At 63.3% G+C, this 13,093-nt stretch carries 12 protein-coding genes and 1 tRNA gene; 3 read left to right on the forward strand and 10 right to left on the reverse strand.

Translation table 11 applies throughout. The features are described 5' to 3' along the window. Nucleotides 1–46: 46 nt before the first annotated feature. Nucleotides 47–1,615: a UbiD family decarboxylase gene (locus tag A6V37_RS22925; protein WP_064286377.1), complete on the reverse strand. Its 1,569-nt coding sequence runs from the start codon at nt 1,613–1,615 to the stop codon at nt 47–49. A 607-nt stretch (nt 1,616–2,222) separates the two neighbouring features. On the opposite strand from A6V37_RS22925, the gene A6V37_RS22930 reads away from it, so the two are divergent. Beyond that, nucleotides 2,223–3,407 (forward strand): transglycosylase SLT domain-containing protein, encoded by a 1,185-nt coding sequence (locus A6V37_RS22930; RefSeq protein ID WP_064268616.1) that lies wholly within the window; start codon nt 2,223–2,225, stop codon nt 3,405–3,407. Nucleotides 3,408–3,574: 167 nt separating this feature from the next. Here the strand turns inward: A6V37_RS22930 and A6V37_RS22935 are convergent, their stop codons facing one another. The 8 genes from A6V37_RS22935 to A6V37_RS22970 all read right to left on the reverse strand — a co-directional run bounded on the left by A6V37_RS22935 (nt 3,575) and on the right by A6V37_RS22970 (nt 10,944). Further along, nucleotides 3,575–4,771, reverse strand: a complete 1,197-nt coding sequence (locus A6V37_RS22935; protein WP_064286378.1) for a pyridoxal phosphate-dependent aminotransferase — start codon at nt 4,769–4,771, stop codon at nt 3,575–3,577. Between the two features lie 154 nt (nt 4,772–4,925). Then, nucleotides 4,926–5,360: a transcription antitermination factor NusB gene (gene nusB, locus A6V37_RS22940; RefSeq protein ID WP_064268614.1), complete on the reverse strand. Its 435-nt coding sequence runs from the start codon at nt 5,358–5,360 to the stop codon at nt 4,926–4,928. Beyond that, nucleotides 5,357–5,863 (reverse strand): 6,7-dimethyl-8-ribityllumazine synthase, encoded by a 507-nt coding sequence (gene ribH, locus A6V37_RS22945; protein WP_006050161.1) that lies wholly within the window; start codon nt 5,861–5,863, stop codon nt 5,357–5,359. The genes nusB and ribH overlap by 4 nt, the downstream gene beginning before the upstream one ends. Nucleotides 5,864–5,912: 49 nt before the next feature. Beyond that, a complete protein-coding gene (gene ribBA, locus A6V37_RS22950; protein WP_064268613.1) occupies nt 5,913–7,049 on the reverse strand; it encodes a bifunctional 3,4-dihydroxy-2-butanone-4-phosphate synthase/GTP cyclohydrolase II in 1,137 nt (378 codons plus the stop codon). Between the two features lie 200 nt (nt 7,050–7,249). After that, the gene (locus A6V37_RS22955; RefSeq protein ID WP_064268612.1) at nt 7,250–7,864 is read right to left on the reverse strand and encodes a riboflavin synthase; all 615 of its coding nucleotides are present in this window, start codon (nt 7,862–7,864) and stop codon (nt 7,250–7,252) included. Between the two features lie 15 nt (nt 7,865–7,879). Then, nucleotides 7,880–9,037 (reverse strand): bifunctional diaminohydroxyphosphoribosylaminopyrimidine deaminase/5-amino-6-(5-phosphoribosylamino)uracil reductase RibD, encoded by a 1,158-nt coding sequence (ribD, locus tag A6V37_RS22960; protein ID WP_064286379.1) that lies wholly within the window; start codon nt 9,035–9,037, stop codon nt 7,880–7,882. A gap of 72 nt (nt 9,038–9,109) precedes the next feature. After that, entirely contained in the window at nt 9,110–10,393 is a 1,284-nt protein-coding gene (gene hemL, locus A6V37_RS22965) for a glutamate-1-semialdehyde 2,1-aminomutase (RefSeq protein ID WP_064268610.1), read from the reverse strand. 89 nt (nt 10,394–10,482) lie between these two features. Then, the gene (locus A6V37_RS22970; RefSeq protein WP_064268609.1) at nt 10,483–10,944 is read right to left on the reverse strand and encodes a hypothetical protein; all 462 of its coding nucleotides are present in this window, start codon (nt 10,942–10,944) and stop codon (nt 10,483–10,485) included. A gap of 259 nt (nt 10,945–11,203) precedes the next feature. Between A6V37_RS22970 and A6V37_RS22975 the strand changes: the two genes are divergently transcribed. After that, nucleotides 11,204–12,424, forward strand: coding sequence for a Bcr/CflA family multidrug efflux MFS transporter (locus A6V37_RS22975; protein ID WP_064268907.1), 1,221 nt, complete (start codon nt 11,204–11,206; stop codon nt 12,422–12,424). A 159-nt stretch (nt 12,425–12,583) separates the two neighbouring features. Continuing rightward, nucleotides 12,584–12,814: a hypothetical protein gene (locus A6V37_RS22980; RefSeq protein WP_064268608.1), complete on the forward strand. Its 231-nt coding sequence runs from the start codon at nt 12,584–12,586 to the stop codon at nt 12,812–12,814. A gap of 157 nt (nt 12,815–12,971) precedes the next feature. Here A6V37_RS22980 and A6V37_RS22985 read toward each other — a convergent pair. Further along, nucleotides 12,972–13,061, reverse strand: a tRNA-Ser gene (locus A6V37_RS22985). Nucleotides 13,062–13,093 lie beyond the last annotated feature (32 nt).

Raw genomic sequence — 13,093 nt, forward strand, 5'->3', positions numbered from 1 at the left:
CAACCGCTCCATCAGTTTTGTTGTTCAGTCTTGTTGTGAGGTTGCGCTACAGACCCAGTTCGTTCCACAGCGTGTCGATGCGCTGTTTGACCGCGTCGTCCATCACAATTGGGCGGCCCCATTCGCGATCGGTTTCGCCCGGCCATTTGTTGGTCGCATCGAGGCCCATCTTCGAGCCGAGCCCCGCCACGGGCGACGCGAAATCCAGATAGTCGATCGGCGTGCGATCCACCAGCACCGTGTCACGCGCCGGATCGATGCGTGTGGTGATCGCCCAGATCACTTCTTTCCAGTCGCGGATATTGACGTCCTCGTCCACCACGACGATGAACTTCGTATACATGAACTGGCGCAGGAAGCTCCATACGCCGAACATCACGCGTTTGGCATGGCCGGGGTAGCTCTTCTTCATCTGCACAATGGCCATGCGGTAGCTGCAGCCCTCGGGCGGCAGGTAGAAGTCAGTGATCTCCGTGAACTGTTTCTGTAACAGCGGCACGAACACTTCATTCAACGCGACGCCGAGCACGGCGGGCTCATCAGGCGGTTTACCGGTGTAGGTGGAGTGATAGATCGCGTCGCGCCGCATGGTGATGCGCTCGACGGTAAAGACGGGGAACCACTCCTGCTCGTTGTAATAGCCGGTGTGGTCGCCATAGGGGCCTTCTAGCGCGTGTTCATAGGCCGCGGACGCGCCCCTGGCCGGACGCGGAGGCGCGCCTGCGGGAGCGGGCGACGGTGTGCCTACCTGCGGGTAGATGAAGCCTTCGAGCACGATTTCGGCGCGCGCGGGCACTTGCAAACCATCGACGCCCGGCGTGATGCATTTCGCCAACTCCGTACGGCCGCCGCGCAGCAGCCCAGCGAACTGGTATTCGGAGAGCGTGTCAGGCACCGGCGTGACCGCACCGAGGATCGTGGCGGGATCGGCGCCCAGCACCACCGCCACCGGATACGGTTTGCCCGGATTCTGCAGTGCGAACTCACGAAAATCGAGTGCGCCGCCACGATGGGCGAGCCATCGCATGATCAGTTTGTTACGTCCGATCAATTGCTGGCGATATATGCCTAAGTTTTGTCGGCTCTTGTTCGGACCTTTTGTCACGGTCAGGCCCCACGTAATCAGGGGGCCTGCATCGCCTGGCCAGCAGGTCTGAATAGGCAGCCTGGCGAGGTCGACGTCGTTGCCTTCCCAGACGATTTCCTGGCACGGTGGCGCACTCACCGTTTTGGGCGCCATGTCCCAGACGGCCTTCGCGAGCGAGAGCAGTTTGCCTGCGTCCTTGAGTCCCTTTGGTGGCTCCGGCTCTTTCAATGCGGAGAGCAGACGCCCTACGTCGCGCAGCGATTCGAGCGCGGCATCGTCGCCTTCACCCGCTTGCGCCTCGATACCCATGCCGAGCGCGACGCGGCGCGGCGTGCCGAACAGGTTGCCGAGGACCGGGAACGCATGCTGCGTCCGGCTCTCAAACAACAGCGCCGGGCCGCCGGCGCGCAGCACGCGGTCGCACAGCTCGGTCATTTCCAGGATCGGCGAGACGCTTTGTGAGATACGGCGCAGTTCGCCGATCGTCTCGAGACCGCCGACGAAATCGCGCAGGTCTTTGTATTTCATTTGATGCTGTTCAGTGCCGCGCAAGCGGCGGGAAGAAGGGGCGCAGCGGGCTTCGCGGCGCCAGAGCGATTGTCGATTTTACCTGTGTTGACAGGCGCACGTAGATCGGCCAAATGGCTTAGGTAGGACGATTGATTCGAGATGGCTCAAAAGGCGCATGCTGCGCGGCTCTCAGCGGACTGAACACCGTTCATTATTACAATTAGTTATACATTTGCCAGTCTATAGTGTTGACGATCTATAAAACCCTGCATAGAATCCGTCCACATTGGTTGCAGGGCGTGAACCTTTTTACCACTGCCCCCGGTCCCTTTTGACGCAACGCGTCACCGTTTACCGACCCCCCTGCACGGTATCTGACGGTCTGACTGAAGTCCTCGCCAGCGCCTGTTGACGCTGGTTTTTCGCGTGGGAGCCACCGCCTGCATGTTTTTTTGGCATGCCGCGGTCCACTTTCAGGATGGCTCCCCACAAACGGTATATGCCGTTTTCCCGACGTCGCTGCTGCCCTAACCAGACGGAGCGCGCGATGTCTTGATTCTGCGAATGTGCGGTACCGCCTTTTCATCTGGCGGAGTTCGCGGATCATGCAACATGGGAGATCTGAATGAACGCCTGGTTATCGTGGCGTCCCGATGAGCGTATCGCGCAAGTTGTGCGCGGTGTGCTGCGACGCGGGACGCGAATGAGTCATCACCTGTTCAGCATTGTCGGCGGTATCGCTGTCGTGCTGGCACTCGTCCTGTGGCTGATGCCCGCCTTGCGCGGCACCCTTGCCGCCAAGCTTATGCCCGTCGTTTCCGCGGCTGTGCAAGCCGGTCCTGCGCGTCTGCTGCAGGGCCATCCGCTGCCAGCTTTCGGGCCGCCTGGAAGCGCGTCCTCTGACGACTCGCTGGCAGCCAACTCGAACAGTTCCGACGCCGCAGCCGGCGCGAACAACGGCAACACCGCCGTCACCGCGAGCAACACCAGCTACGACGGCGCTTTCGACGGCACCGGCTCAGCAGCCGGTATGGGTGTCGCGGCCCTGAACGGCCTCGACCCGCGCACCATGCAAGGCGTCACCGCGCTGGCGCGCCTGATTCCGGCGCAGCGCGTGTCCGCCGATGCACGCGACGACCGCGTGCTGGTGTCGACCCGCGAACAGGATCTGGTCGCGTCCTACCTGGCGCGTCGTTATCGCGTCGCGCAGGAGCCCGTGAGCGAGCTCGTGAAAGCCGCATTCGACACCGGCCACGAAGTCGGTCTCGATCCGCTTCTGCTGCTGTCCGTGATGGCGATCGAATCGGGCTTCAATCCGTACGCCGAGAGCGGCGTGGGTGCGCAAGGCCTGATGCAGGTGATGTCCAAGGTGCACTCGGACAAATTCCAGTATTTCGGCGGCCAGAGCGCGGCGCTCGAACCCCTTGCGAACATCAAGGTTGGCGCGCTGGTGCTGAAGGATTGCATCGCACGTGGCGGTTCGTTGCCGGGGGGCTTGCGTCTGTACGTTGGCTCGACCTCGCCGGATGACGGTGGTTATGGGGCCAAGGTGATGGCCGAGCGCGGCCGTCTGCGCGACGTGGCACGCGGCCGCAAGGTGCCGATCAACGCACCGCAGGCACCGGTTCTGACCGCGTCGGCCAATACAGCGGCTGCGCCTGCCAGCAATGGCAAGCGCGTGCAGGTGACGCTTGACAGCGGCCATGCGTTGAGCGCGGCAGCGCCGGCGAAAACGCCGGTGTCCGAGCAGGACGACGCCAGCTCCAATGCGACCAAGCACGTGGCATCGGCCTCGGAGTTGGGCGCCTGACAATGGCGGTATAACTTCGGCGGCTTGAGTCAGAAGCCTGAGCAAGAAAAAAGGACACTCGCGAGTGTCCTTTTTTTCGTCTGACGGTTGAAGCGGGAGAGTGGTGCTACGCCCGCCCAGGTGTTCCTTTCGGGAAAAATTACGAGGAGGCGCTTTGACTTCTTCGCTCAACCCCGTCCGAAGAGCTTCGCCAGCCGTTCGACCGCCTCTTCCAGTTTGGAGTACGCGGTAGCGTACGACAGGCGGATGTAGTCTTTAGGCGCGTGCGTGCCGAAGTCCATGCCCGGCACCAGCACGACGCCCGCATCGTGCAGCATCGCTTTGGTGAGCGCCGCGCTATCGCCGGCCGCGGGGTGCGCGACCGTGCGGCAATCGGCATACACATAGAACGCACCATCAGGCATGACCGGCACCGAGAAGCCGAGCGATTCCAGCGCCGGCGCGATGAAGTTGCGGCGGCGCTGGAATTCCAGGCGCCGCGCTTCGTAGATCGCAATCGTTTCCGGTTCGAAGCAGGCGAGCGCCGCGTGCTGGGCAAGCGCCGACGCGCAGATGAACAGGTTTTGCGCCAGCTTTTCGAACGCGCTGACCATGCCGGGGGGGACCACCAGCCAGCCCAGTCGCCAGCCTGTCATGTTGAAGTACTTGGAAAAACTGTTGACCGTGACCACGTCTTCGCCGAACGAGAGCGCCGACACGGGCTTCGCGCCGTAGCTCAGGCCCTGGTAGATTTCGTCAACGATGGTGAAGCCGCCGCGCGCCCGCACGGTCTTCACAATGCGCTCGAGTTCAGCCGGCTCGATCGACGTGCCGGTCGGGTTCGACGGCGAGGCGAGCAGCACGCCGCGGGTGCGCTCGTTCCACAGGCGCTCCACATCGGCCGCGGTCAGCTGGAAGCGTTCGGCCGGGCCGCTCGGCACCATGACCGGCTTGCCTTCCGCTGCGATCACGAAATGGCGGTTGCACGGGTAGCACGGATCGGGCATCAGGACTTCGTCGTCGCGATCGACCAGCGCCGCGCAGGCCAGCACCAGCGCCGCCGATGCGCCGGCGGTAACCACGATCCGCCCTGGATCTACATCGACGCCGTAGAAGTCTGCGTAATGCGCCGAGATCGCCTCGCGCAGCGCGTGCAGGCCGAGCGCGTTGGTGTACTGGGTCACGCCGCGGCGTAGCGCGCTCGCGGCCGCCTCGATGACCGGCTCGGGCGCGGTGAAATCGGGCTCGCCGATTCCCATGTGGATGATGTCGCGTCCGTCGCGCTCGAGGAGCGCGGCCTCCTTGGCCAGTTCCATCACGTAGAAAGGCTGGATGGCGTCTACGCGAGCGGCAAGCCGCACCAAGGGTTCGGTCACGGAGTTCATACAATCAAATCCAGTTCAGAAGCAAAAGCCGGACACCGTTTCGCGCGGTTATTGATGCGCGAAACGGCGTCCTTGCAAGCGGTGCGGTTTTGCCGCGTTCAGCGCAGGCATACACCGGCGACCACGGCGGGCACCGGCGTCATGCGCTTTACGCTCAACGCTTGCGGGCCGCCTGCGTCTCGTCCACGCGCAGTTGCGCCGCCAGCTTGTCCAGCACGCCGTTGACGTACTTGTAGCCGTCAGCGCCGCCGAACGTTTTGGCGAGTTCCACCGCTTCGTTGATCACTACGCGGTAGGGGATGTCGACGTTATTCTTCAACTCGAACGCGGCGACCATCAGCACGGCGCGTTCGACCGGCGAGAGCTGCTCGATCGGACGGTCCAGACACGGAGCGATCGCGGCGGAGAGTGCTTCCGAATCGCGGATCACGCCGTGCAGAATGGCGTCCAGATGTTCATGGTCGGCCTTGTCGAAGCCTTGCGCGCCGCGCAGTTGCGCGTCGATCTCACCGGCGGGCGAACCCGACAGCAGCCACTGGTAAAGCCCCTGCGTGGCTAGTTCGCGGGAGCGTCGGCGTGCACTCTTCATGCCTCTTCCTCTTCTTCGTCCTCTTCCTCGTCGTCGCCGCCGAGTTGCTCCAGCGCGACGGCGAGGTTCGCCATCTCGACCGCGACGCGCGCCGCGTCACGACCCTTCTCGGTCATGCGGGCAACAGCCTGCTCGTCGTTTTCGGTGGTCAGCACGGCATTCGCGACCGGAATGCCGAAGTCGAGGCCAATCCGCGTGATGCCGGCGCCGCTTTCGTTCGAGACCAGTTCGAAGTGGTACGTTTCGCCGCGGATCACCGCGCCGAGTGCGATCAGCGCGTCGAATTGCGCGCTTTCGGCGAGCTTTTGAAGCGCCAGCGGGATTTCCAGCGCGCCGGGCACGGTGACGAGCAGCACGTCTTCGCCAGTCACGCCGAGGCGTTCGAGTTCTTCGATGCAGGAGTCTGCGAGGCCGTTGCAAACGGGTTCGTTAAAGCGTGCCTGGACGATGCCGATACGCAGTCCGTCGCCGTCGAGGTTCGGTTGGTATTGTCCGATTTCCATGTTAATTCCGTAGTGTTTTGAGTGGGCGCCAAGCGCGTGAGTGGTCGGATCAGCCTTGTTGCGGAGCCTGTGCCTTGCTGCCCGGCATCGGCACGAAGCCTGTGACTTCGAGACCGTAACCCGACATGCTGCCCAGTTTGCGCGGGTTCGACAGCACCTGCATCTTGCCGACACCGAGCTCGCGCAAAATCTGCGCGCCGATGCCGAATGTCTTGAAGTCGACCGGTCGGCGCTTGAGCGCCTCGGCCCTTTCCTTCGAGTCGAACGCCTTGAAGACGTCGATCAGATGGTCTTTCGAGTCGCCGCAATTCAGGAGCACGATCACGCCGCAGTCGCGTTTGGCGATCTCTTTCATGGCCGCGTCCAGCGTCCACGAGTGGGTGGATTCGCCGACTTCGAGCAGATCCAGTACCGACAGCGGCTCATGCACGCGCACCAGCGTGTCCTGATCCGTGCACGGCGTGCCGCGGACCAGCGCGATGTGCGGGTGGCCGCTCGGCTGGTCGAGATACATGACCGCGCGGAACGGGCCGTGCGCCGTCTGCATGGTGCGTTCGCAAATACGCTCGACGATCGACTCGGTACGGCTGCGATAGTGGATCAGATCGGCGATCGTGCCGATCTTCAGACCATGTTCTTTCGCGAACTCCAGCAAGTCCGGCAGGCGCGCCATCGTGCCGTCATCCTTGATCACTTCGCAGATCACCGCAGCCGGCGTAAGGCCTGCCAGCGCGGTGAAGTCGCAACCTGCCTCGGTGTGGCCGGCGCGCACCAGCACGCCGCCAGGCTGGGCCATGATCGGGAACACGTGGCCGGGCTGAACGATGTGGTCGGCCTTGGCGTCCGGCGCGACCGCGGTGGCAATGGTGTGGGCGCGGTCGGCCGCCGAGATGCCGGTGGTTACGCCTTCGGCCGCTTCGATACTGACCGTGAACGCCGTGCCGTATTGCGTGCCGTTGCGGTAGGTCATGAGCGGCAGGTTCAGCAGCTTGCAGCGCTCCTGCGTGAGCGTCAGACAGATCAAGCCACGGCCGTAGCGGGCCATGAAGTTGATCGCTTCCGGCGTGACGAATTCGGCGGCGATCACGAGATCGCCTTCGTTTTCGCGGTCTTCTTCGTCGACGAGGATCACCATCCGGCCGGCTTTCAGTTCGGCGATGATCTCTGTAGTGGAGGCGAGCGTCATGTTGGCGTGATTATCGAAGAAAGCGCGTATTTTACGCCACGCGCGACTTCGCGTCGCCTTCGACGGATGGCATAGGCCGTTTGGCCGACTGGCGATGAGCCGTCCGCCGTTGCTATGCTCGTTGAAACGATAGACGCATGAACCGGCTGAAGGCGGCAGGGCGCCGCCGCCAGCCCATGCGTGGCCGGGTTCGCGGCCGGTTATTTGGGCGCGTTCAGCATCCGCTCCACATACCGGGCGATCAGATCGATCTCCAGATTCACCTGCGTGCCTTCGCGCAGACGCTTGAGAGCGGTCACTTCGACCGTGTGCGGAATCAGATTGATCGAGAACTCGCAGCCATCGTCGCGATCTTTAACCGAGTTGACGGTCAGGCTGACACCGTTGACAGTGATAGAGCCCTTGAACGCGAGATAGCGGCCGATCTCGCGCGGCGCCAGCACGCGCAGTTCGTGCGATTCGCCGACCGGCGCGAAATGCGTGACGGTGCCGAGGCCGTCCACATGACCCGAGACAATGTGGCCGCCAAGCCGGTCATGTGCGCGCAGCGCTTTCTCGAGATTGACTTCGCCGGTCTCGCCGAGGCCGGCCGTGCAGTTCAGGCTTTCGCGCGAGACGTCGACTTCGAACGAATGCTCGGTTTTGGCCACGACGGTCATGCATGCGCCCTGGATCGTGATGCTGTCGCCAAGCTGGACGTCTTCGAGATCGAGACCACCGGCTTCCACGTTGAGGCGCACGCCAGCGTCGCCGTCCGTGCCGAGCGGCTTGACTGATTCAATGCGGCCCACGGCCGCGACGATTCCTGTGAACATCGTATTAATCCTCGATCAATTCGAAACGGGTGGGGACGCTGGATCGGTATCGGATTCCGGGGCGGACTGCGGCGCGAAGCGCGCGAGAATCCGCAGGTCGTCGCCGATCCGGTCGACTGCGTGGAAATTCAGTTTGACGCGGCCTTCAAGGGTTTCCGGCGCGCCCAGATTGAACATGCTCATCGAATCCATGCCCAGCAGACTCGGTGCGAGATAAATCAGGAGTTCGTCCACGCAACCTTCGCGCAACAGCGAGCCGTTCAGCTTGTAGCCAGCCTCGACGTGCAGTTCGTTCACGTTGCGTTCGCCAAGCACTTTGAGCACGGCGGGCAGATCGACCTTGCCGTCCGGATTCGCCAGCGGGACGATTTCGGCGCCGCGATCGCGCAGCGCGCTCGCACGATCGGCAAGACGCTCGTCGAGATCGCCGCAGAAGATCAGCGTGGGCGCGCCGGCCAGGATCGGGGCCTCGGGCGGCACGTCGAGCCGGCTGTCGATCAGCACGCGTTGCGGCTGACGCGGCGTCTCGATGGCGCGTACCGTCATGCGCGGATTGTCTTCCTTGACCGTGCCGATGCCGGTCAGTATCGCCGACGCGCGGGCGCGCCAGGCGTGACCGTCGGCGCGGGCCGCTTCGCCGGTAATCCATTGGCTGATGCCGGAAGGCAAGCCGGTGCGCCCGTCCAGCGAGGCCGCCACTTTCATGCGGACCCACGGGCGGCCACGGGTCATGCGCGACACGAAGCCGATATTCAGTTCGTGCGCTTCATTGGCGAGCAGCCCGCAGCGCACTTCGATCTCGGCGTCGCGCAGCATGGCAAGACCGCGTCCGGACACCTGCGGGTTGGGGTCTTCCATCGCCGCGACCACGCGCGCGACCTGCGCCTCGATCAGCGCGTTCGCGCACGGCGGCGTGCGGCCGAAATGGCTGCACGGTTCGAGCGTCACATAGGCCGTGGCGCCGCGCAGATCGTGACCGCGCGAGCGCGCGTCTTTCAGCGCGCGGACCTCGGCATGATCCTGGCCGGCCGGTTGCGTGAAGCCTTCGCCGATCACCTCGCCGTTCTTGACGAGCACGCAGCCGACTCGCGGATTCGGGTCGGTGGTGTACATGCCACGCCTCGCCAGCGCGAGCGCGCGCTCCATATGGAGGAAATCGGTTTGCGAGAACATCGGCGTCCGGTTGGGTAGGGTGGCTAGGCAGTAATGAGCGTCGATACTGACAGCGTCAGCGCCGTGCAGGCTTTAACCGGCGAGCGAGGCAAACGCGCCGCGCGCCGCGTCGATCGTTGCATCGACGATCGCGTCGTCGTGCACGATCGAAACGAAACCCGCTTCATACGCCGACGGCGCGAAGTACACGCCGGCGTCGAGCATCTTGTGAAAGAACGCGTTGAAGCGCGGCACGTCGCTCTTCGTCACTTCGGCGAAACTGGTCGGGACCGACTCCGTGAAGTAGAGGCCGAACATGCCGCCGAGAGAATCAGCCGCGAACGGCACCTTCGCTTCACGCGCAACCTTCGTGAGACCTTGCACGAGGCGCTCCGTGCGAGCGGAGAGCGTGTCATAAAAGCCTGGCGCCTGAATCAGTTGCAGCGTTTTCAGGCCGGCGGCGACCGCAATCGGATTGCCTGACAGCGTGCCTGCCTGATAGACGCCGCCGAGCGGTGCGAGGTGGGCCATGATGTCGCGCCGGCCGCCGAACGCCGCCGCCGGCATGCCGCCGCCGATCACCTTGCCCAGACACGTCAGGTCCGGCGTGATGCCGTAGACCTCTTGCGCGCCGCCCAGAGCGACGCGGAAGCCGCACATCACTTCGTCGAAAATCAGCACCGCGCCGTACTCGGTGCACAGGCGGCGCAGCGCTTGAAGGAATTCAGGCGTGGCGCGCACGAGGTTCATGTTGCCCGCCACCGGCTCGACGATCACCGAGGCGATCTCGTTGCCGAAAGCCTTGAACGCTTCTTCGAGTTCGGCGACGTTGTTGTACTCCAGCACGGTCGTGTGCTTGGCGATATCCGCCGGCACGCCCGCCGAAGTCGGATTGCCGAAGGTCAGCAGGCCCGATCCGGCCTTGACCAGCAGGCTGTCTGCGTGGCCGTGATAACAGCCTTCGAACTTGACGATACGGCTGCGGTTCGTGAAGCCGCGCGCGAGACGCAGCGCGCTCATGGTGGCCTCGGTGCCGCTCGAGACCATGCGAACCTGTTCGATGGACGGCACCAGTTTGCAGATTTCCTCGGCGATTTCCACTTCCGATTCGGTCGGCGCGCCAAACGAGAAGCCATTGGCCAGCACCCGCTGCACTGCTTCGAGAACTTCCGGATGAACGTGGCCGAGGATCATCGGGCCCCATGAGCCGATGTAGTCGATGTAGCGCTGACCGTCCGCGTCCCAGAAGTAAGGGCCTTGCGCACGTTCAATGAAGCGCGGCGTGCCGCCAACCGAGCGGAAGGCGCGGACCGGCGAGTTCACGCCACCGGGAATGGTGCGCTGCGCGCGTTCGAAGAGAATTTCGTTCTGGGACATGGCGATGACTGGAATAGGGGTTGCGCGGCGGCGCGGGTTGCCTGAAGGCGGTTCGCGCGGCGCCGGATGGTGGGGAAATTGTACCGGAGTCAGCGTGAACCGGTTCTGCTGGCGCGCTTGCCGGTGAGTTCCGCCCAGCGCTTTTCCAACGCGCCTTCGGCGATCGGCTTGATTACGGTGCCTGAGCTTTGCGCATCCCACGTCTGCACGGAGAAAGGGTGCGTGCGCAACATCTCGCGGGGAATCACCACGCCTTGATGGGCATCGACAAGCCAGTCGTACGCGAAGTCGATGCACAACCGGTAGCCTCGCTTCGTCGCGGCATCGGGAACCTCGTACGGTGCGCGCGTCACATAGCCCGAGCCGAAGATGCCCTTCGGCTCCTGTGCGACTCGATGCAGAAAGACGCGATCGCCCGGCAGAATGCCGCGCGCAAAACCGCAGCCCCATGCGTCAGCCACCGCGACGCCGCTGACGACCCGTTTGGCCACGTCGGGCAATTCGGGCCACGGCCATTTCTTGGGGCTCCAGATCAGCAGGAAAGCGGTCATCGCCAGTTCGATACAGGGTGGTGGGAAAGGGCGCAGTGGACACGGTCGCGCGACGCCCGGATCGTTCAGGCGCCAGCTTAATCGATCGGCGTTGCTGCCGCCGCGCGTCGTTTGGGCGCGGAAGGGCACACTGCGCACCATCAGGACCGTGGCGAGGCGGGCGTGTTAACCGTCGCGTACAATTGAGACGTCAAGCTGCAGCTTTCTCCGTTTCATGTGTTCCGCGACCGATGGTGGCGCGGCGCTTCTCTGGATTCCCATGTCTTACATCACCAGAAGCCGGCCCGATGGCCGGCTGATTCTGTTGCTCGGTGCGCTTGCCGCATGCGGGCCGATTTCCATCGATATGTATCTGCCGAGTCTGCCGACCATCGCGCAGGCGTTCTCCGTCGGCACCGGCACCGCGCAAACGACGCTCACCAGTTTCATGTTCGGCTTTTCGATCGGCATGCTGCTGTACGGTCCGCTGTCGGATACGTATGGCCGCCGGCCGGTGCTGCTCGGCGGCATCGTGATGTATGCGCTGGCCAGCGTGGCTTGTACGTTGTCGTTCTCGATCGGCTCGCTGGTGATGTTCCGTTTCGTGCAGGCGCTGGGCGCGGGCGCGGCTTCGGTGCTGGCGCGCGCCATCGCACGCGACGCGCACGGCCCCGCCGATGCCGCTCGCGTGCTGTCGATGCTTGCCATCGTGACGTCGATTGGACCATTGCTGGCGCCGCTGCTCGGTGGGCAGTTGCTGCTGCTCGGGGGCTGGCGTGTCGTTTTTATTGCGTTGACGTTGTTCGGTACGGTGTGCGCGGTGACGGCGTTTCTCAAGGTGCCGGAAACGTGGCCGCGCGAAAAGCGCGCGCACTCGGCGTTGCTGAAATCGTTCGCGGCATACGGCACGTTGCTGCGGGACCCGGTTGCGTGGGGGCTGATGCTTTGCGGGGGCATGGCGTTCGCGTCCATGTTCGCGTACATCACGGCAACGCCGTTCGTGTACATCGAATATTTTCATGTGTCGGCGCAGCACTATGGCTTCCTGTTCGCGCTGAATATCGTCGGCATCATGTTCGGCAACTTCATGAATACGCGTCTCGTCGGCCGGCTCGGCTCGCTGCCGATCATTTCCTTCGCGGCATCCGTGAGCTGCATCGCGTCGCTGTTCGTTTGCCTCGTCTCGCTGACCGGCTGGGGTGGCCTGTGGTCGATTGTCTTCGGCCTGTTCTTCGTGGTCGGCGTGGTGGGTCTGTTGTCCGCCAATTGCACGACTGATTTGATGCATCGTTATCCGGTCAATGCCGGCGCGGCGGCGGCCGTATTCGGCGCCGTGCAGCTGGCGCTCGGCGCGCTGTCGAGTCTCGCAGTCGGACTTTGGCAGGACGGCTCGCCCAAGGGCATGGGCATCGTGGTGGGGGTGGCGGGCTTGCTCTGTTATCTCGGCCGGATTCTGGTCGTGCGGTGGCACGGAACGAAGGCACCTGTCGCCGCTGTTTGATTGTTGACTAAGCGGGCTGACCGAGCGGGCTGACTGAGCGGGTTGACAAAGCGCAGCCCGGTGCGGCGTCTACGGAAAACACCTGGTGTTGCGCGCGCGCTACCGTGCGATTCGATTTGCATTGCTATGATTGCACCACTGTTCCTCGGAGCGGCAATCATGGCGATCAGAGATTTGATGAATGGCGAACGGCAACACGCCGCATTCGCTGAAGCGCAGAAGCTGGCGGACAGCGGCGCCTATCACGACTACACAGACATCGAATACGTCTTGCGCTTTGATTATGGTTTGTCTGATGTATCTACATTGCTCGACAGCCAGTTGATGCATCGTGACCTGAACCGCCGTTGTGCGGATGCGCGCGAGAAGTTGGAGATGATTGGCGCGTGACGTTTGTCGTCGCGTGCGCGGCGGTGCTTCGCTCAAGCTTCTGCGAGTGCGCGAACAAAAAGTTATGCGCGCGATCTGGCTGAGCGGGCATTCGCACATGTGCCAGAAACAACAAAGCCCCGTAAGCATTTGAACTTACGGGGCTTTCTCGATGTTCTGGCGGAGGCGGTGAGATTCGAACTCACGGAAAGATTGCTCCTTCGCCGGTTTTCAAGACCGGTGCCTTAAACCGCTCGGCCACACCTCCAAGCCCGAAATTGTAACCTGAAAAAACCTCGC

Origin of the sequence: Paraburkholderia ginsengiterrae, assembly GCF_001645125.1 — a bacterium.
GTDB classification, from domain to species: domain Bacteria; phylum Pseudomonadota; class Gammaproteobacteria; order Burkholderiales; family Burkholderiaceae; genus Paraburkholderia; species Paraburkholderia ginsengiterrae.